The organism is Erwinia sp. INIA01, assembly GCF_025947915.1.
GTDB lineage: Bacteria > Pseudomonadota > Gammaproteobacteria > Enterobacterales > Enterobacteriaceae > Erwinia > Erwinia coffeiphila.
Map to the genome: position 1 here is coordinate 157,225 of NZ_JAPDNC010000008.1, position 24,413 is coordinate 181,637.

The 24,413-nt window shown below is 49.5% G+C and carries 22 protein-coding genes; 16 read left to right on the plus strand and 6 right to left on the minus strand.

The genetic code is table 11. The features are described 5' to 3' along the window. Nucleotides 1–61: 61 nt before the first annotated feature. From mtlR to OMR58_RS15520, 12 genes are all read left to right on the plus strand, one after another. Nucleotides 62–607 carry a mannitol operon repressor MtlR gene (gene mtlR, locus OMR58_RS15465; RefSeq protein ID WP_200545941.1) on the plus strand — a complete coding sequence of 182 codons (546 nt, stop codon included), beginning with the start codon at nt 62–64 and terminating at the stop codon, nt 605–607. A gap of 72 nt (nt 608–679) precedes the next feature. Beyond that, nucleotides 680–1,042: a YibL family ribosome-associated protein gene (locus OMR58_RS15470; RefSeq protein WP_200545905.1), complete on the plus strand. Its 363-nt coding sequence runs from the start codon at nt 680–682 to the stop codon at nt 1,040–1,042. 540 nt (nt 1,043–1,582) lie between these two features. Next, nucleotides 1,583–2,119, plus strand: coding sequence for a fimbrial protein (locus OMR58_RS15475; protein ID WP_200545906.1), 537 nt, complete (start codon nt 1,583–1,585; stop codon nt 2,117–2,119). A 79-nt stretch (nt 2,120–2,198) separates the two neighbouring features. After that, nucleotides 2,199–2,729, plus strand: a complete 531-nt coding sequence (locus OMR58_RS15480) for a fimbrial protein (protein ID WP_200560684.1) — start codon at nt 2,199–2,201, stop codon at nt 2,727–2,729. A 117-nt stretch (nt 2,730–2,846) separates the two neighbouring features. Next, nucleotides 2,847–5,372, plus strand: coding sequence for an outer membrane usher protein (locus OMR58_RS15485; RefSeq protein WP_444861323.1), 2,526 nt, complete (start codon nt 2,847–2,849; stop codon nt 5,370–5,372). Between the two features lie 13 nt (nt 5,373–5,385). Continuing rightward, complete coding sequence (locus OMR58_RS15490) at nt 5,386–6,117, plus strand: fimbria/pilus periplasmic chaperone (protein ID WP_200560685.1); 732 nt, start codon at nt 5,386–5,388, stop codon at nt 6,115–6,117. A 42-nt stretch (nt 6,118–6,159) separates the two neighbouring features. Continuing rightward, complete coding sequence (locus OMR58_RS15495) at nt 6,160–6,807, plus strand: fimbrial protein (RefSeq protein WP_264546343.1); 648 nt, start codon at nt 6,160–6,162, stop codon at nt 6,805–6,807. Nucleotides 6,808–6,826: 19 nt separating this feature from the next. Further along, entirely contained in the window at nt 6,827–7,333 is a 507-nt protein-coding gene (locus tag OMR58_RS15500; protein WP_200560686.1) for a fimbrial protein, read from the plus strand. 14 nt (nt 7,334–7,347) lie between these two features. After that, complete coding sequence (locus OMR58_RS15505; protein ID WP_200560687.1) at nt 7,348–7,914, plus strand: fimbrial protein; 567 nt, start codon at nt 7,348–7,350, stop codon at nt 7,912–7,914. A gap of 461 nt (nt 7,915–8,375) precedes the next feature. Next, nucleotides 8,376–9,005, plus strand: coding sequence for a helix-turn-helix transcriptional regulator (locus OMR58_RS15510; protein ID WP_200560688.1), 630 nt, complete (start codon nt 8,376–8,378; stop codon nt 9,003–9,005). An 11-nt stretch (nt 9,006–9,016) separates the two neighbouring features. Beyond that, complete coding sequence (locus tag OMR58_RS15515; protein ID WP_234471869.1) at nt 9,017–9,529, plus strand: hypothetical protein; 513 nt, start codon at nt 9,017–9,019, stop codon at nt 9,527–9,529. Continuing rightward, nucleotides 9,526–12,246, plus strand: coding sequence for an FKBP-type peptidyl-prolyl cis-trans isomerase N-terminal domain-containing protein (locus tag OMR58_RS15520; protein ID WP_264546344.1), 2,721 nt, complete (start codon nt 9,526–9,528; stop codon nt 12,244–12,246). Before OMR58_RS15515 ends, OMR58_RS15520 begins: the two co-directional genes overlap by 4 nt. A 73-nt stretch (nt 12,247–12,319) precedes the next feature. Here OMR58_RS15520 and OMR58_RS15525 read toward each other — a convergent pair whose 3' ends face one another. Further along, on the minus strand, nt 12,320–12,580 hold the full coding sequence (locus OMR58_RS15525) for a FaeA/PapI family transcriptional regulator (RefSeq protein WP_200560690.1): 261 nt from the start codon (nt 12,578–12,580) through the stop codon (nt 12,320–12,322). Nucleotides 12,581–12,947: 367 nt separating this feature from the next. Between OMR58_RS15525 and OMR58_RS15530 the strand changes: the two genes are divergently transcribed. Together OMR58_RS15530 and OMR58_RS15535 are read left to right on the plus strand one after the other, a co-directional pair. Continuing rightward, nucleotides 12,948–13,796 carry a winged helix-turn-helix domain-containing protein gene (locus tag OMR58_RS15530; RefSeq protein ID WP_264546345.1) on the plus strand — a complete coding sequence of 283 codons (849 nt, stop codon included), beginning with the start codon at nt 12,948–12,950 and terminating at the stop codon, nt 13,794–13,796. Next, nucleotides 13,793–14,275 (plus strand): hypothetical protein, encoded by a 483-nt coding sequence (locus tag OMR58_RS15535; RefSeq protein ID WP_200560692.1) that lies wholly within the window; start codon nt 13,793–13,795, stop codon nt 14,273–14,275. Before OMR58_RS15530 ends, OMR58_RS15535 begins: the two co-directional genes overlap by 4 nt. Nucleotides 14,276–14,340: 65 nt before the next feature. On the opposite strand, the gene OMR58_RS15540 is transcribed toward OMR58_RS15535, so the two are convergent. The 4 genes from OMR58_RS15540 to OMR58_RS15555 all read right to left on the minus strand — a co-directional run bounded on the left by OMR58_RS15540 (nt 14,341) and on the right by OMR58_RS15555 (nt 19,435). Continuing rightward, a complete protein-coding gene (locus OMR58_RS15540) occupies nt 14,341–15,342 on the minus strand; it encodes an ABC transporter permease (RefSeq protein WP_105593636.1) in 1,002 nt (333 codons plus the stop codon). Beyond that, on the minus strand, nt 15,339–16,844 hold the full coding sequence (locus OMR58_RS15545) for a sugar ABC transporter ATP-binding protein (protein ID WP_264546346.1): 1,506 nt from the start codon (nt 16,842–16,844) through the stop codon (nt 15,339–15,341). Before OMR58_RS15545 ends, OMR58_RS15540 begins: the two co-directional genes overlap by 4 nt. Before the next feature lie 382 nt (nt 16,845–17,226). Next, the gene (gene sodA / locus OMR58_RS15550; RefSeq protein WP_105593634.1) at nt 17,227–17,844 is read right to left on the minus strand and encodes a superoxide dismutase [Mn]; all 618 of its coding nucleotides are present in this window, start codon (nt 17,842–17,844) and stop codon (nt 17,227–17,229) included. A 250-nt stretch (nt 17,845–18,094) separates the two neighbouring features. Next, nucleotides 18,095–19,435 carry an aspartate aminotransferase family protein gene (locus OMR58_RS15555; RefSeq protein ID WP_200560694.1) on the minus strand — a complete coding sequence of 447 codons (1,341 nt, stop codon included), beginning with the start codon at nt 19,433–19,435 and terminating at the stop codon, nt 18,095–18,097. 182 nt (nt 19,436–19,617) lie between these two features. Here OMR58_RS15555 and OMR58_RS15560 point away from each other — a divergent pair, with 182 nt between their 5' ends. After that, nucleotides 19,618–20,394 (plus strand): DeoR/GlpR family DNA-binding transcription regulator, encoded by a 777-nt coding sequence (locus OMR58_RS15560; protein ID WP_105593632.1) that lies wholly within the window; start codon nt 19,618–19,620, stop codon nt 20,392–20,394. 1 nt (nt 20,395) lies between these two features. On the opposite strand, the gene fdhD is transcribed toward OMR58_RS15560, so the two are convergent. Then, entirely contained in the window at nt 20,396–21,181 is a 786-nt protein-coding gene (gene fdhD, locus OMR58_RS15565) for a formate dehydrogenase accessory sulfurtransferase FdhD (RefSeq protein WP_347710572.1), read from the minus strand. A 183-nt stretch (nt 21,182–21,364) separates the two neighbouring features. Here fdhD and fdnG point away from each other — a divergent pair, with 183 nt between their 5' ends. After that, entirely contained in the window at nt 21,365–24,412 is a 3,048-nt protein-coding gene (gene fdnG / locus OMR58_RS15570) for a formate dehydrogenase-N subunit alpha (RefSeq protein WP_264546347.1), read from the plus strand. Nucleotide 24,413 lies beyond the last annotated feature (1 nt).

Sequence of the window (24,413 nt, forward strand, 5' to 3'; positions counted from 1 at the left end):
GGACGAACAATCAGGGCACAGCTCCACCGCTGTGCCCGCGCTGGCATTACTCCGCCATACGATGAATGATATGCAGGCACTCATGGAACAACCTCAGGCTTTTGAAAACAGAGTGCTGGAGCGCCTTAACGCCGGGCGATCGGTAAGAAGTTTTTTGATCGCTGCCGTCGAATTGCTGGCAGAGGCGATTAATATTCTGGTTATCCAGGTGTTCCGTAAAGATGACTATGCCGTAAAGTACGCGGTAGAGCCGCTGTTACACGGCGATGGCCCGCTCGGTGAGCTGTCTGTTCGTCTTAAGCTGATTTATGGCTTAGGGATGATTAATCGTAGTGAATATGAAGACTGTGAGCTGCTCATGGCGCTGCGTGAGGAGCTGAACTATGATGGCCATGAATACCGTTTCACTGATGATGAAATTCTGGGTCCTTTTGGTGAACTGCACTGCGTAACCCCCCTTCCTCCTCGCCCTGACTTCGCCATCGAAGATGCGGAACTACGCAATATGCAGCAGTTGCGCTACCAGCAGGTGGTGCGCTCAACTATGGTCCTGTCGCTCACCGCGTTGATTTCGTTGATAAGCCAGAAACAGGCCTTCAAAAAATAACCTCTCTTTACCCGCTTTACACCGGTTTGGTGTATCCTTTGCAGCAATGAATCATTGTTACGGTTAATCGTTATGAAAGAACAAGTACAGTCAGAAATTAAAATCCTTAGTGACAAGCTGGATGCTCTTAATCACAAAGAACCTGGCCTGCTGGCATCGGGCGACAGCGAAAAACTGGGTGAACTACTGAATGAGAAAGACAAACTGACCGCTGAGATCGAACGTCTGCGTAATGTGCGGGCAGAGAAGCTGAGTAAAGAAGCTCAGCAGTTGAAAAAACTGCCCTTCAGCCGGGCTATCACCAAGAAAGAGCAGGCTAATATGGGGGCGCTGAAAAAGAGCGTACGTGGCCTGATTGTCGTACATCCCACTACTGCTTTGGGCCGCGAAATGGGCCTTAAAGAGATGACAGGGTTTGCGAAGTCTGAGTTTTAAGAACACTGCCCGGACTTAGCTCCGGGTATCTTAAGTCATCGGTTTTTTCATCTAAAACAATTGGTTGATGAAATCAAACTTCCTTAAATATCCTCATAAACTCTCACCTTTTGCGCTTTTGTATTAAAAAATTTCCTCATTAGCCCATTTTTTCTCAAAAACCAGTTTCATTATCTGTTAACGGTGTTTTCCATAGTGCTAAATTCTGCCAAACGTCATCTGTACGGTTAAAGGACATCGCAAATTAAATGCATAAAAGAGACTAAATCCGAAATTATTATTTCGTTTTTAAAGTTCCAGAGAGATATATCGAATTCTGGTGAATGTATTTTTTCTCTTCAAATGAAGAACTGGATTTGCAATAATTCTTTTCAACGAGCAACCACTGGTGGTTATTTATCCGTGACTATAGATGTCATGTAATATTAGTCATGCATAGGTTCGTTAAATATTTTCTCTGAAAGAATTCAGTGCAAGATGTTTTTTTGCATTCTTGAAAACGGACAAAAGATATCTTCATATCAATAAAGGAATAGTGTAATGGAACTGAAAAAAATCGTACTTGGCGTTGCTTTAGCTATGGGTGCTGCTACTTTTGCTCAGGCTGCTGAAGAGCCAGTAACTCCAACCGACCAGGGTAGCGGTACTGTAACCTTTAAAGGTTCTATTATTGATGCACCTTGTTCTATCGTTGGTAATAAAGATCAGTCTGTTGAAATGGGACAGATCTCTAACTCAGCGCTGGCTAATGGCGGTACTTCAGTCCCTGCGAGCTTCAAAATCGAACTGGCAAACTGTAATCTGGCAGATAAATATAAAACTGTTAGCGTTACCTTTACCGGTGCCGAAGGTAAAATTGAAAACTCTCTGGGTATGAGCAAAGCGACTGGTGCCAGCATCATTATGCAAGATGGCGCGAGTAACAAAATCAAGCTGGGTACCCCTACTGCACTGCAGACTTTGGCAAACGGTTCTAACACCCTGGCCTTCTCCGCTTATGTACAGGGCAACCCGGGTGAAACCGTTCAGCTGGGTCAGTTCGATAGTATCGCTAGCTTCACCCTCGCTTATCAGTAATATTCATTATTGATGAAGAGTACATGTGGGGGATAACTCCACATGTACTGATTTAATCTGCGATTGTTGGATTTCCTCTATGTTCAAGAAAATAAGCATTTTAGTTTTATTGTTGAACATGAGTGCTGTCAGCCAGACTTGGTCCTCTGATATGGGATCTGGGCACGTAAAGATGGCTGGTAGCATCATTGATACGGCCTGTGCAATTGATATTAACAGTATCGATCAGACACTTGATATGGGCGTAGTCCCGATTGGCCGAATTATTCGAGATGGTTATAGCTTAAAAAAAAGTATCACTATAAATCTGGTAAAATGCATTTTAAATAAAAATGATGAAAATTTAAATCAGTGGAAATATTTCACGATAACTTTCGATGGTATGAATGATGAAGGATTATTTAACATCGAGGGCGATGCAAAAGGTATTGCATTAAGAATAATTGACAGTGATGGAAACGTTGCAAAGCCAGGAGCGCCGCTTCCTTCTGGTGAGCTTAAGTCGGGAAAGATGTCACTTAACTATTCTATTCAGCTTGTGAGCAACCATAAAGCACTGCACGCTGGTGAGTACAATTCCATAGTTAAATATAAAATGGACTACTACTAATCCGCGTTATCCTTTCGATAAATTAATCCTTTGCTGAAATGAATATTCGGCATGGCGCAGAACCATTGATGTAGATGACTCTATGGCGCTGAATGGAATAAAAAAGGTCAGGGAATGATGACGCCATATTATTTTAGGTCTTTTTCTACACGCCCGCATATTCTGGGATTAATCATTAGTTGCATCATCAGCGGCGCTGTCTTTCCCGCTAAATCCCAGGACTTCAATTTTAACGTCGATGTACTCGATGTTAACGATCGTAAAAATATCGACCTCAATCAGTTTTCCCGTGCTGGTTTCGTTATGCCGGGTGATTACATCATGTCCGTCAATATTAACAAGCAGCAGCTGAGAGAACAGCCAGTTAGCTTTTATGCTCCGGATAACGATCCTAAAGGCAGTGAAGCCTGTATTACACCAGAGCTGGTAGAGCAAATTGGCCTGAAGCCACCAATGAAGAACAAACTGACCTGGTGGCACAATGGACGCTGCCTGGTTGCTGACAGTCTGAAAGGAACGGTGGTTAAAAGCGATCTGTCCGTATCGACGGTTTATCTCAGCATTCCGCAGGCTTACCTGGAATATACCTCTGATGACTGGGACCCGCCCTCGCGCTGGGACAATGGTATTCCAGGGCTGTTGTTCGACTATAACGTCAATGCTCAGGGACAACGCCAAAGTAAGGGCGGAGAAAAGAGTTATGATGTTAGTGGCAATGGTACCGTAGGTGCCAACTTTGACGTATGGCGTTTTCGTGCCGATTGGCAAAGCCGTTACAATCATCAGTCAGGTAATGGAGCATCTAACAAGATGACCTGGGACTGGAGTCGTTATTACGCCTACAGGACCATAGCTCGTCTTGGTGCAAAACTGACGTTGGGTGAGAACTACCTCAACTCTGATATTTTTGACAGCTTCCGTTTTACCGGCGCTTCGCTGGCAACCGATGATGCGATGCTGCCGCCCAATCTACGTGGCTATGCGCCAGAAGTTACCGGCGTAGCGAAAACTAACGCAAAAGTCATTATCACTCAGCAAGGGCGTGTGTTACAGCAAACTCAGGTCGCATCTGGTCCATTCCGTATTCAGGATATTAACGATGCGGTTACCGGTAAATTAGATGTACGCGTTGAAGAGCAGGACGGAAGCGTGCAGGAATTTTCGATCAATACGGCGAACATTCCTTATCTGACTCGTCCAGGAACAATCCGTTACAAAATTGCATCTGGTCGCCCTACAGACTGGCGACATCATGCTAATGGACCGATGTTTGGCTCCGGAGAGTTCTCTTGGGGTATTAATAACGGCTGGTCTTTATATGGCGGTGGTGTATCCGACGGCAGATATAATGCTCTTGCATTAGGTATTGGTCGCGATCTGTTATTCCTTGGCGCTCTTTCATTTGACGCAACGCAATCCAGGGCAAAATTGCCTCATAGTGATGAGCTATACTCGGGCGGTTCATATCGCTTGAGCTATTCGAAGCGCTTTGATGACTATGATAATCAGGTGACCTTTGCGGGATATCGCTTCTCGCAGAAAAACTACATGAGCATGAGTGAATATCTCGATGCCAGAATAACCGGAGTCCACACGCAAAACAGTAAAGAGATGTATACCATCTCCTTTAACCAGCAGTTCCGTGATACTGGCGTTAGTGCGTACCTTAATTATAACCATCAGACATATTGGGACAGACCAGATAACGATCGCTACGATATGACAGTGTCAAGCTATTTTGACTTAGGTCGCTTAAAAAACTTAAGTCTGTCATTAACTGCTTTCCGAAATAAATATAACGGTCATACTGATGACGGGATGTACTTGTCGCTATCATTACCGATCGGCACCGATGCCAGCCTGAGCTATAACGGCAGTTGGGGGCGTTCTGAAAATACAAATAAAGCGAGCTATTACAGACGGATCGATGAACATAACAACTATCAGGTCAGTAGTGGACTATCACACAGTAAGGCGCTGGCAAGTGGTTATTATACTCATGAAGGTGATATTGCCCAGATTGATGCTAATGCCACTTATCAGGAAGGAGAATACAGCTCGGTGGGATTGAGCGTCCAGGGTGGGGCAACTGCAACACTGAAAGGTGCAGCATTGCACAGAACCAGTATTATTGGGGGAACCCGTATTCTTCTGGATACCGATGGTGTGGCGGATGTTCCAGTTAGTGGTTATGGCGCAACGAGCTCGTCTAACCGCTTCGGAAAAGTTGTAATAGCTGACGTGAGTAATTATTACCGAAACAAACTTAGAATCGATCTCAATAAGTTACCAAAGAATTCTGAAGCTATTCGTTCTGTCACTCAGGCGACCCTGACTGAAGGCGCAATTGGTTATCGTAAATTCGAAGTTATTTCTGGGGAAAAAGCGATGGCGGTACTCCGTCTGGCAGATGGGTCTACACCGCCATTTGGTGCCACCGTCAGAAATAGCAGAAATCAGAGCGTCGGGATTGTTAATGATGGCGGTAGCGTATATCTGTCTGGCATTAAAGCAGGTGAAACCATGAAAGTATTCTGGGATGGCAAAGAAAAATGTGAATTGTCACTGCCTAAGAATCTGTTAATCAGCGAAGAGACAAATTTACTGTTGCCATGCCACATGGTGGCTGGTAATAAAAAATAGATGAGATGAGAAAATGAAACAAAAAATTATTATGGGGCTGGTACTGGCTCCATTGATGATCCAGTCTGCATTTGCGGCTATTGCGTTAGATCGTACCCGCATTGTATTTGACGGTGGCCAAAAATCGGTGAGTCTTAGCGTCAGTAACGAAAATAAACAGCTGCCCTATCTGGCTCAGGCATGGCTTGAAGATGAGAAAGGTAACAAAGTATCTTCGCCATTAACTGTATTACCACCAGTTCAGCGCATTGAGCCTGGTGCTCAAAGCCAGGTTAGGATTCAGTCGGTGGGCGCAGAAAAGAGCCTGCCCCAGGAACGCGAATCGCTGTTCTATTTTAACCTGCGAGAGATTCCACCACGCAGCGATAAGCCAAATACACTGCAAATCGCACTCCAGACACGTGTAAAACTCTTTTACCGTCCTGCTGCGCTGATGATTCAGAGCAACAGCATACCGTGGCAGGAAAAACTCACGCTGACTCGCCAGGGAGATCGTTATGTGGTTAATAATCCGACGCCATACTATGTCACTCTCGTCGATGCCAGTAGTCGCGTGAAGGGACCGTCTGCAAAAGATTTTGAAGCCGTAATGATTGCTCCAAACGGCCAGGCTCCGATTAAATCTGGTGCAGCAGTATTAGGCGATAGTCCGGTATTAACTTATATCAATGACTACGGTGGGCGCCCTCAGCTGAAATTTACCTGTAGTGGCATTACCTGCAAGGCGACGCCGATTAAATCTTAATAACGGATATAAAGAATAAACTGCGGGATAAGGAGATCAGGTGTGCAAAAACAGCAGAGAAAAATAAATTGCAGCCCGTTGGTACAGAATGAAAGGCCCTCTCATTCAATCAGGTGCGCCGTTGCGTCTGCAATTTTTGCTGCATGTACTTTATATCATCCTGCCATTCTGGCCGCGGATAACTGGGAGGTAGACGGTGCACATGGCGAAATACACGTTCATGGTTCGCTAACGGAAAGTGCCTGCCGTTTGGCTACCAGCTCTGCCTGGCAAGATATCTCCATGGGAAATATAGGAACTGCACAGCTACGACATATTGGTGAACGTGGTAAAGCCGTGAGGTTTGAAATAAAGCTGGAGGATTGTGCATCTTCTGCTTCAAGAGTGAGTGATAGCTTCACGGGCAACGTCAACTGGAGCAACAGGCAACCATCCGTTTCCATTAGCTTTAAGGCTCCTTTGGACCCTGATAATCCGGAGTTGATTCAGGTCAACGGAGCCAGCGGATTGGCATTGCGACTTAAGGATATGCTCGGAAGAGATGTCCGTGTTGGTGGCCATGCCACTCCTTTACAACTCACACCGGGGAATAATCAGTTAGTCTATATAATCGCCCCCGAGCGTACGCGTGCAAGCTTAGTTGCCGGTAACTGGTGGTCACTGATTAATGTTGGACTGGATTACCAATAATCAGATAACAAGGAAAGTAATGATGAATTTATTGAAAAATGGCACCGCATTCGCACTGGCTATTTTATTATGTAATCAGGTTAACGCTGCAGATAATTTGAAATTTACCGGAACGTTAGTTATTCCACCACAATGTACTATTGGTGTGGATGAAACCGGATCACAGATCGTTATTGCGTTCCCAGGTCGTATGCCTATTAGTAAAATCGATGGGGTTAATTTTATGCAGCCTGTTCCTTATAAACTAAAATGTGGTGACGGTACTTCAGGTCTGGATCTACAGTTAACGCTGGTTGGGAGCGGTGCCTACGGTGATGGTGTCATTAAAACCAATCTTGGCGATCTTGGAATTCAAATTTACTATGGTAGCGGTGGTTCGAAGACTAAATTTAGCCTGAACAAACCTATTGATATTAATTATAATAGTCAACCGGAAATATGGGCTGTTCCTGTGAATAAATCCGGAGGAACATTAACGGATGGTACTTTTGAAGCAACGGCTACATTAAAGGCTGAATATCACTAACAGGAGCTGGCTGGATGAAAAGATATCTCAGACTTAGCCGATCTTTTTTATATACCAGCCTGCTGATATCGACCTTATCAGCTGGTTCATCTGCATATTCTGTAGAGGATAGTAGTGGTGCAGACAATCTGCGCTTTTCGGGGCAGTTAGTTGCTCAGCCCTGTATCATAGATCAGGGTAATGAGTCGCTTAGTCTTAATTTTGATTCAGTTATTGAAAAGTCACTTTATATTTACGGGCGATCATACTCTCGCCAATTCAGTCTATTACTGTCTGAGTGCGATTTGAGCGTAGGCAAGAATGTAAGAATATCTTTCGATGGACAGAGAAGCATTGCACTGCCTAACCTCCTTGCGATAACGGAAGGGGGGAAAACATCAGGTATTGCGGTTGGGCTTGAAACGGCTGATGGTTCATCTCTTCCGCTCGGTAAAAAGACTTCGGATTACCAGCTGAAAGAGGGAAGCAATGAAATTTACTTTAAAGCATACGTTCAGGCGGAACCGGAAGCCATAACTAAAAAAAACATTGTGTTGGGTCCATTTACCGCTGTTGCAACATTTTATCTCGAATATGAATAATCTAATTATTCAATGATTTTGGTAATGACATGACAGTAGAAATGAAATCCCTTCTGCATTAATTATTCTTTCTAAGTTGTGTGTTGGCTGAGTGTCTTGACATTGATTTTTAAAAACATTAAAAAGATGCTCAGCAACACTTTCCTTTTTAACGGTTGATTTTTCCAGTTAAAACAGTAGGTTTCACTCAGTATCCACAGATGGCTTCTTACTTAAAAATATGTCATTAAGTAAGAAACTAAACATCGCCATTAAAATAAAAAATAACCTCTTGCGACGATCTAAACCATCAATAAAATATGTGCGATATATTATATCGCAGTTTATGTATTAATGACGGCTTGCTTTTTTTATTAAATGCTCTGAGATACAATCCCAACGATTGCCATCAGGAGATAGCGGGGTAGTTGTTGAGATTAAATAACAACTTCTCGGGTTAGGGATAACATCAGGATCTATTTATGAAAAGAAACCATTTAACAGTTGTCATCAATGACCCTAATCGCTTTTTTGCTGAAGGGCTAATGAATTGCATCAGTGATAATTCATCATCAATGGGGCTGAACGTAGAGTTTACCGACTGCGTTTTTAACAGTCGGGCCAAACTAATATTTTTGTCTGCTGACACAGTATCGGTTGCGAATCTTCACTATTTGAATCGTAGATTGGCTTCTCGCGCATTAAGCGTGTTTATCATTCATGATGCTGCATCGAGTAATACAGCAAACACACTGAAAATCAGCAAGTTAAATCAGTATACTTCGTTATACAGAGATCAGGCCGTTGATGATGTTGCTAAAGCTATCCGTAATCACCTTGAGCCACAATCTGATTTGCGCAACATTTTAATACCACCGTGTTCAGTACGATCTAAAAACAATCTTACCAGGCGTGAAACGGAGATACTTCGTTATCTCGCTCGGGGTATTAGTAATGGTGCGGTGGCCCGTTTTCTTCACATCAGTGAAAAAACAGTAAGTGCCCATAAACGAAATATTATGTCTAAGCTGAACATGATTCGTCCTGCCGAGCTGAACTATTGGCTTCTTCAGGAAGGGTGGTGTGAATCATGGCGTGCCCGTGAAAAATAACTGAGATATTCATGATTAAAACATCTTCCAATTTATTTTTGTATGCAAGAAATAATGCAATATTATTTTTTGCATTTTTTTTATTGGGTTGTCAGACCACATCAAATACAGGTAAATCGATGGTCCGTTCATCATCCAATACTGCACAAGTGCAATCTGCCACTGCGGGTGCTGTATCTGCTTCCGCTGCTATTGACAGCGGAAAGCCGGTGCTTGCCCGGCAGAATAGCAATGCGGAGACGCACAGCGAAAAATATCAGACGGAAAGTGAAAAGCTACAGCAGTGCCAGTCTCAGTTGGAGGCACTGAAAGTGATGAGCCCGGCGCAGTACACGCGTATGCGTAATTCTTTCGACTACCTGATGAATGGCGCTGCTCAATACGCTAACCTCCGCCAAAAGATTAATGCCGATACGCAGGACACAGTAGATGCCCTGTATCGTTATCGAGCTAATCTGCTTTGTGCTCAGATCGCTCAAACATTATTGGATGGACTGACGCGCCGAGGTGAGGCTCGTCCATGAACCGTAAGCCAGGCGCATTCCCTTTCGTTCATTCCCAGATTGCGTTGCTCATATTTAGCCTGACGGTTGTTGGCAGGCCAGCCTATGCCGAGCCAAATGAAGCACCTGCGGTTCTTCAGTTTGCGCGTAAGTATCAGCAAGAACAGATCGACACTCCGCGGTACAAACCCGCCAAAAAAGCGCCTAAACCGAAGCGTAATGTGTCGTCTGTACCTAAAAAACCTGTGCCTGCACCCGTAGTCAATCAGGCTCTGATGACTGAGTCTGAACGGCGTCAGCTATTCCAGTTAAAGGGGCATGTTGTCCAAAAAGAGCGTGAGATTGCGGCGCAAAGTCAGACCATTCAAAAACTCGAAAAGCAACTTACTACACTCAAGCAGGCAGCTGAGAAAGCGTCTGCGGCAGTAGCTGCTGTTCCAGCGGCTTCACCGCAAGATGTGAAGATGGTTCAAAATATGATTGAGAGCCTCTACAGGACTTTCACTTTACGCCCTGCACCTGACGCTCTTGCTGAAAATCTGAAGCAGGCTAATCAGCGGGCGGCAGATGCCCGGCTGGCAGAAGCTGCGATGCAAGAAAAGCAAAAAGAGCTGAAATTACAGCTTGATGATTTACAAAACAAAACCGTGGTTCTCAAGAAGAACAATGCTGAGTTGCACGGCGTACGTGAAACATCGCTGAGTGCCAGGCTTGAAAAGCTGAACAAGGAAAAAGACCGGCTGGAATCGGACCTTGCTGCAAGCCGCCAGAAATCATCACAGGCGTCGGCACAGGTTCAACAACTTGAAGCTTCCATGCGCAAGTTAGAGAACGAAAACAAGCAGTATGCTGACGATAATAAACAGCTTATGTTGCAGATCTCCGGGCATGGCAGCGTAAGTGAAACGCTTGAAAGAGTCAAAAAACAGCAGAATAAACTTGAGGAAGAGCTGGCTTCCCGGCAGCAGCAACTCACTGATTTAGAAAACGAAAAGCAGCAGCTGCAGCAACAGCTGGCGGCGGCTCCTACGCCTGCCCAACTTTCCGATAGTCAGCAGCAGGTTATTAAGCTGAAAAATCAGCTGGATGCCCATACCCAGCTGCTACAGAAACAAGAACGCAGCGCCGCTGAGCAGGCTAAATCGAGCAGCGAAATGCTAATCGCTGAGAAAAAATCAGCGGAAGATAAGATTAAAGCGCTACAGGAGAAGCTGGCCGCATCCCAAATTCAGCAAGCGGCTCTGGAGTCAGAACAGAAACAACTTCAGCAAAAGCTGCAAAACAATCTGCTTAGTAAAGAAGCAAATAGCGCAGCGATAGCCGTGCAGCTTAAAGAGCTGCAGGATAAATTGACCACCGCCCAGCAGCAGCAAACGGTTTTGTTGGCAGATAAAGAAAAACTTCAGCGTCAGATTGAACATGCCCCCACCCCTGCGCAGTTGGCCGACAGCCAGCAGAAGGTGAAGGCCCTGCAAAGTGAGCTGGATGCCAGCGCTATACAGCTGCAGAAAAAGGAAATCAGCGCCAGCCAACAGGTGAAAGCTAGCAATGTCATTCTGCTGGCAGAGAAGCAATTGGCTGATAATACAATTAAGGCGCTTCAGGAAAAATTGGATGCATTACAGGTTCAGCAGACGGCTCTGCTTGCTGAAAAACAGGAATTCCAGCAGAAGCTACAAAGCGATCTTAAGGGTAATGAGGCAAGTCATGCCGCTCTTGTTATGCAGTTAAAAGAGCTGCAGGGCAAACTGGTTTCAGCCCAGGAACAGCAAAGCGCTATTCAGTCAGAGAAAGATAAATTACAGCACCAGTTAGATAACGCACCTGGTGCGGCTCAACTGGCTGATAGTCAGCTTAAAATAAAAGCCCTTCAGGGGCAGTTAGATACTGCGTTGATGCTGCAGAAAAAAGCTGTTACTACCGGCGGAGAGGCGGTCAAAACTGATGATTCAAAACTCACCGCAGAGAACAAGGCGGCAGAGAATAAGATTAAGGAGCTGCAGCTAAAACTGGATGCAACTCAGGCCGAGCTTACCGAAGCGACAAAACAGAATGTTTCATCCAAAGCTAAAGGCTTGCTGGAGATTAACTCTGAAACGCTGAAGAAGAAATCAACCCGTGAGGCATATGCAATAGGTGTTTCTCTTGGAACAGAGATTCTCCAGCTCCAGGCCGAAAACCGTAACTGGGCATCAACGGATAGTGATAAACCGAGCGTTCTTGCTGGGATCATCGATTCCTTCCAGGGGAAGGAAAAGCTTCCTCCAGCTGAGTTGCATAAGGCATTAATGAACATCAGCGAACGGGTAAAATCGGGTCGTGAGAAGTACATGGGCGATTTAGACAAGTCGACTAAAAACTTCATGGCTAATTTTACCAAACAGAAGAATGTCAAAAAAAGTGAATCTGGTTTTTGGTATCGTCTCGGGTATACGGGAGATACGCCTATTCCTTCGGGCGCAACAATTGATGTCGTTGTAAAAGAGAGTCTGGCCAATGGCATGGTTATTGAGGATATGGATGCTAAAGGTATTGTGCTGACTCAGCCGATATCAGCATTCCCGCCGGTATTCCGCGAAGCGTTGTCAAAGCTTAAAAACCATGGGTCTATTACCATTGTTGTTCCGCCTGCGCTGGCGTATGGTGATAAAGGATATCCGCCTAAAGTACCGCCTAATGCAACTATGGTTTATGATCTGCGCGTTTCAGATGTTTATCCAGAAAATGCGAAAAAGTAATGTTGGTGCAGATTTTTTAATTGGGTATATAAAAACGCATTCAGTAGAACTGAATGCGTCATTTTGTTTTGAGTTAACCCGTGAATGAGTCGGTTTTATTCCAGTAAAGACTCTTCCGCAGTTTAACGGAAGTAATAACGCCTTCTTTTTCCAGCTTGATTAAAATATGCCGTGCATTATAGATGCTGAGTTCAGATCTGTCGGCGATATCTCTGGTACTGGCATATGCCGTGGCATCATCATTTGAATCACTTTCTTTAAAAAAATCATGAAGTGCATTGATAACACGTTCTACGGATGTTGCTCTTTGAAAACCCCTGGTGGATTCAATCATTTTATAACTCCTTCTTAGTAAACCCGGCTCCTGCCGATTAATAAAAAACAAACCCCCTGATAATCAAGTGGTTCAATGATAACTTTTGTTTTCATAAATCAAAACTTAATATCAATTAGTTAAAAATTACATAACAATAATCCAATTTTTTAATTTATTTCAGCATTATATTCTGTCTTTTGGTTAAAAATGTAATTTATTAAGAACATTAGCTCGCAAAATTAAGATGTGGCATTACTTAAAAACCTAATGATTAAATGAATGATCCTTATAAGTAAGGCGTTAAGAATGTCAGATGAGATTGTTTTGGTCCTGAAAGAAATGATACTCATGAATATATCAATGAACCCTCACATACAGATACCTAATGAAATACTCAATAAATAATTTGGTGGAGTTTGATGCTTGCACTGGAATGCTGATTCTGTTAGGGGAAGAAAATATCCCAGTACAGCTTTCAAAACCGGGCTGCAGGCTTTTAAATGAACTGGTTACTCATTCGGGTATTACGTTAACACGTGATGAGTTACTACAAAATGTTTGGGGAAATCACGGATTGAGCCCCTCCAGTAACAATCTTAGTAATCATATCAGCTTTCTGAGAAAGATTTTTTCACAGCTGGGGATGGAGGATATCATCATTACCTCCCCAAGAGAGGGGTTCAGGCTTGAAGCTGAGGTTCTGATAGTCATCGACAGTCAGTGTAGGCAAGAAGAAAGAATTGAGGAGGAGGAGGAGGAGGAGGAGGAGGAAGATAGTTTTACGGAATTAAAGCCTGATACCAGAGAAGGTAAAATAAAAAGATTTCAACGCTTCATAAATATTTTCATTAGACGAGAAATTTTTAATATCAATTTCATTATTCTGGCAGTCATTTTATTCTCGTTGGTTATTATCACGTCCCGTTTCCCGAATGGTTTTTTCTCCAGAGATAAAAGCGCATTTTCTTCAGTTGGGCTGTGCCATGTTTTTGATTTAGAATCAGGTAGGGAAATTGTCGATAAGAATAAAATGGATATCGTTAAGAAAATCATCAATCAAAAAAACATTAACTGCGTTAATAAAAAAAGTCACATTTATCTCAAGACGACTCAATTTACAAATGATGCAGAGCATAATCAGCGGGCGGCTTTTCTTGTGCAATGCTTCTCTGACCAGAGAGAAAATAAATCGAAGTGTGAGAACTATCTTTCACTAACCATACATAAACCATGAAGAAAATACTTTTTTTCTGCTTCGCTGCTCTATGTTTAATTGCGGGAGGCATTATCATCCCGGGCAAAAAAAATACCTATTTTGCTAATAATAAGCTGGTGCTTTCCTGTAGCGCGAAGGTGGATATTGAGATAAGACAGCCTGATGCATTGGCACATATGGAGGGGCGTCTGAGCCTGACCACGTTGGGCAGCAAAAGGCTGGCATTACTGTATACCGGTCGTCTGGTTGCACCTGAGGGGCGCTTCATATTGAGCAGAACACTGCTAATGGATTACCGTTATCATCCTGAAAACCACGCACTGGAACTGTCCTGGGGCCAGAGTATTGTCAGTGAGACAGATACGGTTCCGGATGAGGTTTTTTATCGTAACCTGATGAAGAGCCGATCTTTTATCCTGTATCTGACGCGATTTAATCAACATGCATGGCTGGTTTCGGGGCTGACTACCCCACTGTATGTTTGTAATGATGAATGAAAAAACGGTTTACTGCGCAAGGCATATAAACCGTTTTATTCGGGCCAGGGTGGGTCCGGCAGTCGTTACTGCCGACGCTGAACGTAGGTTATCGCCAGCGCAACCGCCAGCACCAGGCCTTTAATAATATCCATGGCATAGTAGGGAACGGATAGCATCACCAGGCCGTTTTGCAGCACGCCGAGGATTACCGCTCCAAGCAGGGTTCCCAGCGCGTTTGGCTTCCCGGCCCCGGCCAGAGAAAGCCCAATCCACGCTGCGGCAACGGCATCCATTAAGTATCCACCGCCGGCGTTAACCTGCGAAGAACCGATACGGGATGCCAGCAGAATACCGCCCAGCCCGGCCAGCAGCGAGGCGATAACGTACGCCACCACGCGATAACGGTTGGTACGAATACCGGACAGGCGTGCAGCCTCCGGATTACCACCGATGGCGTACATACGGCGTCCGTGCTTGGTAAGGGAGAGCAGCAGCTGCGCCAGCACCGTCACCACCAACATTACGATAACGATAATTGGTACCTGGCCCAGCAGCGAGAACACCGCCGGAATGGTGCCTTCGGCCATATCACCGCTTGGTAACACCATGTTTTCGGTAATGGAGCCGCCAAAGCTATAGGTCATCGCCACACCCTGCACCACAAACAGACTGGCGAGCGTGGCCAGCATGTCAGGGATCTTTAGCACGACGATCATAAAGGCGTTAAACAGGCCAACCAGCGTACAAAGCAGCAGCGTCAGTGCAATCGCCGCCGTGGGGCCGAATCCGTACCAGACGAAAAAGGAGATCACCAGCGAGTTGGCCAGCGATGCGGTTGAGCCGACGGAGAGGTCAAAACCGCCGATAGTCAGCGATATCGATACGCCAATTGCAATCACCGTCACGATAGCGATAGATCGCAGAATATTGATGATGTTACTCGGTTCCAGGAAACTGTCTGACGCCAGGCCAAAACCGATAATCAGCGCCGCTACCGTCAGCAACATTCCCCACTTATAGAGAAAATCAAACAGCTGGTGCCGGACAGATGCTGTCGGCTTGAGGGAAATTTCTTTGCTGCTCACGCAGGTGTTCCTCCGGTGGAATAAAGTAAAAGTGTTTCTTCGTCGGTTTCACTGGCGGCCATTTCGGCCACAATGCGCCCGTCCCACAGTACGCAGATGCGGTCGCACAGTCCGACCAGTTCGGCAAATTCGCCGGAGGCATAAATCACCCCTCTACCCTGGCGAGCCAGTCCGTCGATCAGTTCAAACAGGTCTGTTTTTGCTTTGATATCAACGCCCTTTGTCGGCTCGTCGAAAATCAGCACGTCGGCATCGTTTCGCAGCCATTTACCAATCGCCACTTTCTGCTGGTTACCGCCGGACAGGCGGCGCAGCGTTTGTCGCGGGCCGGTGGTGCGAATACCCAGCCTGTTGATGACCTCTTCCGCCCAGCGCCATGCCTGGCGATGGCCGAACAGGCTCCAGCGGGAAAAGCTGTTGTCGGCGCTGACGCTAAGATTCATCACCACCGATTCATCAACAAAGATGCCCTCTTTGCGCCGCTCCTCGGGGATCAGCGCCATGCCCTTTTCAACGGCGGCATGGGGCGTTGAAGGCTTCCATGGCCTGCCGCGCAGCTCGCCGCGCGTAACCCGGCTGGCGCTGGCACCGAACAGTGCCTTGCACAGCTCGGTTTTCCCTGCGCCCGCCAGTCCGGCAATGCCCAGGATCTCGCCCTTACGCAGCGTCAGCGTAATATCCTTCAGCAGCTGTTCATCGTGCAGACCGTCAATATGCAGCAGGATCTCCTCGCTGAACGGTGGGCGGCGCGGTGGATAGATGTCGTCCAACTGGTGGCCCAGCATTTTTTCCACAATCTGTTCGCCGCTCAGATCCTGCATGGGTCCGCTTTCAATCAGCTCGCCATCGCGCAGCACCGTCAGGCGATCGCAGATCGCCTTCAGTTCGTGGATGCGGTGCGAGATAAACACCACGCCAATCCCGCTGTCCTGTAGCCGACGAACCACTGCAAACAGGCGCTCGCTTTCATGCTGATCCAGCGGTGCCGTTGGTTCATCCAGAATCAGGAAGCGGCAGTGATGCGATAGCGCGCGGGCCAGTAAAATCTGCTGTTTTTCCGCCAGCGTGCAGTGCTCAACCTTACGGCGGACATCTATCTGCACATCCAGCTGTTCCAGCAGCGAACGGGCCTGGCGGCGCATGGCTCCCCAGCGATACAGCTGGCCGCCTTCGGCCAGCCGGTCCAGCATGATATTTTCCGCCACGCTCAGGCCGGGAACCAGCGCCACATCCACTTCCTGCTGAACCAGGTGAATGCCCAGCTGTTTGGCATCACGCGGGGAGCGAATGCTCACCGGCTGACCGTCGAGCAGAATTTCACCGGTAAAGTGATCGTAGGCGCCTGACAAGACGGCCATCAGCGTTGATTTACCGGCCCCGTTGGCACCGGTCAGTGCATGAACAGAGTGTCCCTCGAGGGTCAGGTCGACGGATTTGAGTGCCATAAAGCCGCCAAAAGCGATGGAGATATGGCGCATTTCAAGGCGATTTTGCGCGGTCACAGGCGTGTATTCTCTGGCTAATCAATGAGGGTGCGCTGCATTTTTTAATGAATTATCACGGCAGGCAACAAACGAAAGAGCATAAGCTAACACAAAATCTTATTAGCCATCCAGATGTCCATATATAACAGAATTAAGCGCTGATCGATGGGTGATTATCAGTATGTAAAATCAGATAAATGCAATTAGCCAGCATTTTTATATGTTTGCGTGCGGAGGGATGAAAGGATACGTGTGGGAAGCAGGAAGCAGGAAGCAGGAAGCAGGAAGCAGGAAGCAGGAAGCAGGAAGCAGGAAGCAGGAAGCAGGAAGCAGGTTAAGCATCGGTATAAAAAAACCGGCAACGCATCGCGTCACCGGCTTTTATCACGCCTGCAGCAAATTACTTCGCAGCAGCGAACAGGGCAGCAGCCTGATCCCAGTTAACCACATCCCAGAATGCTTTGATGTAGTCAGGGCGTTTGTTCTGATATTTCAGGTAGTAAGCGTGTTCCCACACGTCCAGACCGATGATTGGCGTACCGGATGCACCGGAGATCGCTTCACCCATCAGCGGGCTGTCCTGGTTAGCAGTAGAAACGACCGCCAGCTTGTCACCTTTCTTAACCAGCCACGCCCAGCCTGAACCGAAACGGGTGGTTGCTGCTTTTTCGAATTCTGCTTTGAACGCGTCAACGCTGCCGAAATCTTTTTCAATAGCCGCTTTCAGATCGCCGCCCAGCGTGGTGCCGGTTTTCAGACCTTTCCAGAAGAAACTGTGGTTAGAGTGGCCACCGGCGTTGTTACGCAGTGGGCCTTTCTTATCCGCTGGCAGCTGGTCCAGTTTAGCGATCAGTTCATCAACAGGCAGGTTAGCGAATTCAGTGCCTTCCAGCGCTGCATTAGCGTTGTTAACGTAAGCCTGGTGGTGTTTGGTGTGATGGATTTCCATCGTCTGCTTGTCGAAATGGGGTTCCAGCGCATCGTATGCGTAAGGCAGGGATGGTAGTGAATAACTCATGTTCATCATCTCCATTAATATCAGGGGGGCACCAGTACGGCACCGGGTAAGCAGTCGGATCATTATAGTTAAATAAATGATCGGGAAAAGGGTTATCAATGCCCCGAACAAAGTAAGGGTATCGTTCGCAGCTGCTGAGATGCACGGGTTATAGCATTTCGCCGCAGGGTTACAATGAAATGATCTAAGGAAAATTTAACCCGGCAGTCGGGGGATCTGGCCGGTTTGACCCGGCCAGCAGAGCGGCAAACTAGCGGGTGAGCGCCGCCAGCGACTTGTCCAGCGCACCGACCAGCCAGTCGATGTCGCTTTCCTGGAATGCCAACGGTGGGCGCAGCTTCAGCACATTGCCGTAAGGCCCGGCTACTGAAGTCAGAACATGGTTGTCGCGCAACATCTCGGTAACGTCCAGCGCCAGCGGCTTGTTCGGGGTTTTGCTGGCTTTATCCGTCACCAGTTCAAAACCGATAAACAGCCCGGCACCGCGCACGTCGCCCACGCACTCGTACTTATCTTTCAGCGTTAACAGTTCCGCCAACAGTTTCGCTCCCACCACGCGGCTGTGTTCCTGTAGCTTTTCTTCTTCAATCACCTTCAGCACCGCCTGTGCTGCGGCCATCGCCACCGGGTTGCCGCCAAAGGTATTGAAGTAAGGGATATCGTCACTGAACGCGGCCAGCACGTCACTTTTGGCCAGCAGGCCGGAAACCGGTATCCCGTTGCCCATCGGTTTACCGGTGGTGATCACATCCGGCACGACGTCGTGGCGGGCGAAGCCCCAGAAGGTATCACCGGTACGAGCGAAGCCCGGCTGGACCTCATCGGCAATAAAGATACCGCCGTTCTTATGTACCACGTCAACGGCCTGCTTCAGGAAGCCTCTTGGCCCCGGCAGCACGCCGTCGGAGGAGAAGATGGAATCGGCAAGGAAACCGGCGAACTTGATGCCGTGCGCGGCCATATCGTCGATCTGCTTCTGAATTTCAGCGGCGAACCAGGCACCGAGATCGGGGCTATTAACGCGATAATGATCCGGCGGCGGCACCAGACGGGTGGTTGCTGCGAGCGGCTGTCCACTACCCAGCGCCGGAGAAGCGCCGGAAGTCAGATCGCTGGTACCGTGATAGGCTTCCTGACTGACGATAATGCCCGTACCGCCGCTGTATGAACGCGCAATACGGATTGCCAGATCGTTGGCCTCCGAACCGGTACACATATACATGGCGCGATCGACGGCGGCCGGTGCGGTGGCGAGCAGCTGTTCGGAGTAATCAAGGATCGATTCGTGCAGATAACGGGTGTGGGTATTCAGCTGCTGCATCTGCTGATATACCGCATCAATCACCGCCGGGTGGCAGTGGCCAATACTGGCAACGTTATTGTAAACGTCGAGATATTTGTTTCCCGCCGCATCCCACAGATACTGTCCCTTACCTTTCACCAGATGCACCGGCTTGCGGTAGAACAGGCGGTAGGATTCGCCCAGCACTTTGCTGCGCTTATCGGTCAGTTTACGCACGTCGGCATCCAGCCCGTCAGCGTGCTCGGCTCGAAAACTGTTGGTATCCATGATGGTTGAACGTGTAGCCATTGATTGCTCCCGTTACAAAAATGAGGTTTGCCCGGCGGCAGGCATTCAGTGATGTCTGGGGATTATCATGGCAACTTTTTCGAAAAACGCAACAAAATACACAAACGCAATAAAATACACATGCAGAGTACCGCATTGTCAGTTAGGCTATGACGGTGAGTTATCGTCAGGAAATCAGAATTATGCTGCAGGAAACACGCTTACACCGCATCCGCGCGCTGCTCAGTACGCTGAATCAGGTGAGTACCGAGCGAATCATTAAAGAGCTGGGTATCTCCCGGGAAACTGCCCGTCGTGACATTATCGAGCTGGAAGCGCAGGGCATGGCGCGCCGGGTACACGGCGGCCTGGTCGCCCTGGACGCCGCACCGGAACCGCCGCTGACCGTGCGCAGTGCCTCCATGGCAAAAGAAAAGCGGGCGATTGCCCGAGCGGCAGTGCAGCTTTTACAGCCCGGGCAGACCCTGTTTATTGATGCGGGCAGCACCACCACCATGCTGGCCGAAGAACTGCGTTCGATGTCCGGCCTGACGATTATCACCAACAGCCTGAATGCCGCGCTAAAACTTAGTGCAGCGGAAGAACACGAGACGCTGAACAACGAGGTGATCCTGCTGGGCGGCAGCATGCGGGCGGGGGCGCAGGAAACGCGCGGTGAGCTGACGGTCAGTGAAATTTATCGTTATCGTGCCGACCTGGCGCTGCTGTCGCCGGTGGGCGTGGACGCCAGGCAGGGGGCCAGCAGCTTCCATCCGCATGAGGCGGCTATCGCCAGAGCGATGACCGAACAGGCTGGCGGCCTGATCCTGCTGGCCGACCACACGAAAATCGGCATCAGCAGCCGCATAAACTACGCCAGCGTCCAGCAGATCGGTACGCTAATCAGCGATCAGGGTGCCGCCGCACTGCCTGCACTGGCGGCCTTACAGCAGAAACTTCCGCAGGTTCTGCTGGTTTAACTCAGCCGCCGATCAGCCGCTGCGGGTGGGTATACACCATCGCGCGGCCGGGCTTGCTGAAGCCGACCAGCGTCAGATTGCTGCGCTGAGCCACTTCAACCGCCAGTCGAGTCGCGGCGGAGACGGCAAACAGGATCTCCACACCGCACATCGCGGCCTTCTGCACCATCTCATAGCTGGCGCGGCTGGACACCAGCACTGCGCCCACACCCCAGTCGGCCCGGCTGCGCAGGCCAAGCAGTTTATCCAGCGCCACGTGGCGGCCAACATCTTCACAACCGGCGGTTAAATTACCGTCAGGCCGTATCCAGGCGGCGGCATGGGTGCAGCCGGTCAGCTGGCCCACCGGCTGGAAGTTACCCAACTGACGCAGGGCCGTATCAAGATGGTCGAGGTTAAAGGTCTGGCTGAACGGCAGAGCGTCGATGGGTTTGCCGATCTCTTCCAGCTGCTCCACGCCGCAAACACCGCATCCGGTACGCCCGGCCATCGCCCGGCGGCGCTCTTTCAGCCCCATAAACCGGCGGCTGGACAGCTCAACGTGCACTTCAATCCCTTCGCAGGCGGGATGAATATCGATGCCATAAATCTCCGTCGGGCTGCTGATAATCCCTTCTGATAACGAGAAACCTATGGCGAATGCTTCCAGATCTTTCGGCGTGGCCATCATCACGACGTGGGAGATGCCGTTATACACCAGCGCCACCGGAACCTCTTCCGCCAGCCAGTCCGAACGGGAGTGTTGCAGGTTGTCTCGCGGCCACACCTCAGCTAAACCGGCCCCGATAACCTCTGCCGATTTTTTGTCGATATTGTGCTGTTTTTCGCTCAATCTGTTTTATCCTTAACCAACAACCACACGGTTAATGTGGTAACATTGCGACCGTATGCGTTTAAACTGAGGCAATTGTGAACCTCTGAAGGAAGCGCCGCAAAAATAATTGAGCAACATCGATACAGGAAGAATGCGATGAATGTCAGCAGAAGACGTTTTTTTAAAATCTGCGCGGGAGGGATGGCAGGCACCACGGCTGCCGCTCTGGGATTTGTCCCGACTGCCGCGCTGGCGGAGAGCCGCCAGTACAAGCTGTTACGCGCTCGTGAAACCCGCAACACCTGCACCTACTGTTCTGTTGGCTGCGGCCTGCTGATTTACAGCATGGGCGATGGCGCAAAAAATGCCAAACAGTCAATATTTCACATTGAAGGCGACGCGGACCATCCGGTTAACCGCGGTGCGCTCTGCCCGAAAGGGGCTGGCCTGCTGGATTACATTCACAGCGACAGCCGCCTCAAATATCCCGAATATCGCGCACCCGGCTCCGATAGCTGGCAGCGCATCAGCTGGGATGAAGCCTACGATCGCATTGCCCGCCTGATGAAGGACGATCGCGATGCCAACTTTATTGCCCGCAATGAAGACGGCGTCACCGTTAACCGCTGGCTGAGTACCGGCATGCTGTGCGCTTCCGCCTCCAGCAATGAAACTGGCTATCTGACGCAGAAAATCACCCGTTCGCTCGGCATGCTTGCCGTCGATAACCAGGCGCGCGTCTGACACGGACCTACGGTAGCAAGTCTTGCTCCTACGTTCGGTCGCGGTGCGATGACCAATCACTGGGTCGACATCCGCAATGCGAATCTGATTATTGTCATGGGTGGCAACGCCGCTGAGGCGCATCCGGTGGGATTCCGCTGGGCGATGGAAGCCAAAATCCATAACAACGCCAAACTTATCGTTATCGATCCGCGCTTCACACGAACCGCGTCGGTCGCTGATTTCTATACGCCTATCCGTTCCGGCAGCGATATTACCTTCCTGTCCGGCGTTCTGCGTTACCTGATCGAACATGATACCGTCCAGCATGAATACGTCGCGTCCTACACCAATGCCAGCCTGCTGGTACGGGAAGACTTCAGCTTTGAAGACGGCCTGTTCAGCGGTTATGACCCGGAAACGCGCAGCTACGATAAGAGCAGCTGGAACTATCAGCTGGATGGCGAGGGCTATGCCCTGCGCGATCCTACGCTACAGCACCCCCGCTGCGTGTGGAACCTGCTGAAAACGCACGTCAGCCGCTATACGCCTGAAATCGTGGAGCGCATCTGCGGCACGCCGAAAGCGGATTTCCTGAAAGTCTGCCAAATGCTGGCAGAGACCAGCGCCCGCGATCGTACCGCGACCTTCCTCTATGCCCTGGGCTGGACGCAGCACTCGGTGGGTGCGCAGAACATCCGAACTATGGCGATGATCCAGCTGCTGCTTGGCAACATGGGCATGGCGGGCGGCGGTATTAACGCCCTGCGCGGCCACTCCAATATTCAGGGATTAACCGACCTTGGCCTGCTGTCGCAGAGCCTGACCGGCTATATGAACCTGCCTTCCGACAAACAGGCCACGCTGCCCGCTTATCTGGATGACAACACGCCGAAAGCGCTGCTGCCGGGCCAGGTGAACTACTGGGGCAACTATCCCAAGTTCTTTATCAGCCTGATGAAGTCCTGGTGGGGTGATAAAGCGCAGGCGGAAAACAACTGGGGCTTTGACTGGCTGCCGAAGTGGGATAAAGGCTACGACGTGCTGCGCTACTTCGACATGATGCACCGTGGCGAAGTGAACGGCTATCTGTGCCAGGGCTTTAACCCGCTGGCCTCCTTCCCGCATAAAAAGAAAGTCAGCGAGTCGCTGTCGAAGCTGAAATTCCTGGTGGTTATCGATCCGCTAAACACCGAAACCTCGACCTTCTGGCAGTCCCACGGCGAGTTTAACGATGTGCATCCGGCTGATATCCAGACGGAAGTGTTCCGCCTGCCGTCAACCTGCTTTGCAGAAGAAGACGGATCGATCGTCAACTCGGCGCGCTGGCTGCAGTGGCACTGGAAGGCGGCGGACGGTCCGGGTGAAGCGCACAACGATGGTGAAATCCTGGCCGGCATCTACTCGCGTCTGCGCAAGCTCTACTCCAGCGAGGGCGGCGCACTGCCGGAGGCGGTGCTGAACATGACCTGGGATTACCTGACGCCGGATTCACCGGCATCGGAAGAGGTCGCGCAGGAGAGCAACGGCCGCGCGCTGGTCGATCTGGTCGACGACAAAGGCACCGTACTGGTGAAAAAAGGCCAGCAGCTCAGCAGCTTTGCACAGCTGCGTGCCGACGGCATGACGGCCAGCGGCTGTTGGATCTTTGCTGGCAGCTGGACGCCGGAAGGCAACCAGATGGCGCGGCGCGATAACAGCGATCCGGCCGGTCTGGGCAATACGCCGAACTGGAGCTGGGCGTGGCCGCTTAACCGCCGCATCCTCTATAACCGTGCCTCTGCCGACCCGCAGGGGAAAGCGTGGGACCCTGAGCGCCAGCTACTGCACTGGGACGGCGCAAAATGGACCGGGCAGGACGTTGCCGACTACGGCACGGCTCCGCCGGGCAGCGAGGCCGGGCCGTTTATCATGCAGGCGGAAGGGATGGGGCGTCTGTTTGCTCTCGATAAAATGGCCGAGGGACCGTTCCCGGAACACTACGAGCCGTTTGAAACGCCGATCGGCACTAACCCGCTGCATCCTTCGGTGATTTCAAACCCGGCGGCGCGCGTCTTTGCCGACGACCTGAAGGCGATGGGCACCGCGGCGGAGTTCCCGTACGTCGGAACAACGTACCGCCTCACCGAGCATTTCCACTTCTGGACCAAGCATGCGCGGCTTAACGCCATTGCGCAGCCGGAGCAGTTTATTGAAATCGGTGAAGTGCTGGCGGAGAAGCTGGGTATTGCCAAAGGGGACTGGGTGAAGGTCAGCTCTAACCGTGGCTACATCAAGGCCGTGGCTGTGGTGACCAAACGCCTGCGGCCGCTGATGGTCGACGGCAAAACGGTCGACACCATCGGTATCCCGTTGCACTGGGGCTTTACTGGCGTGGCGAAGAAGGGGTTCCTGGCGAATACCCTGACGCCATTCGTCGGTGATGCCAATACGCAAACGCCGGAATTTAAGGCGTTCCTTGTCAACGTGGAGAAGGTGTAAT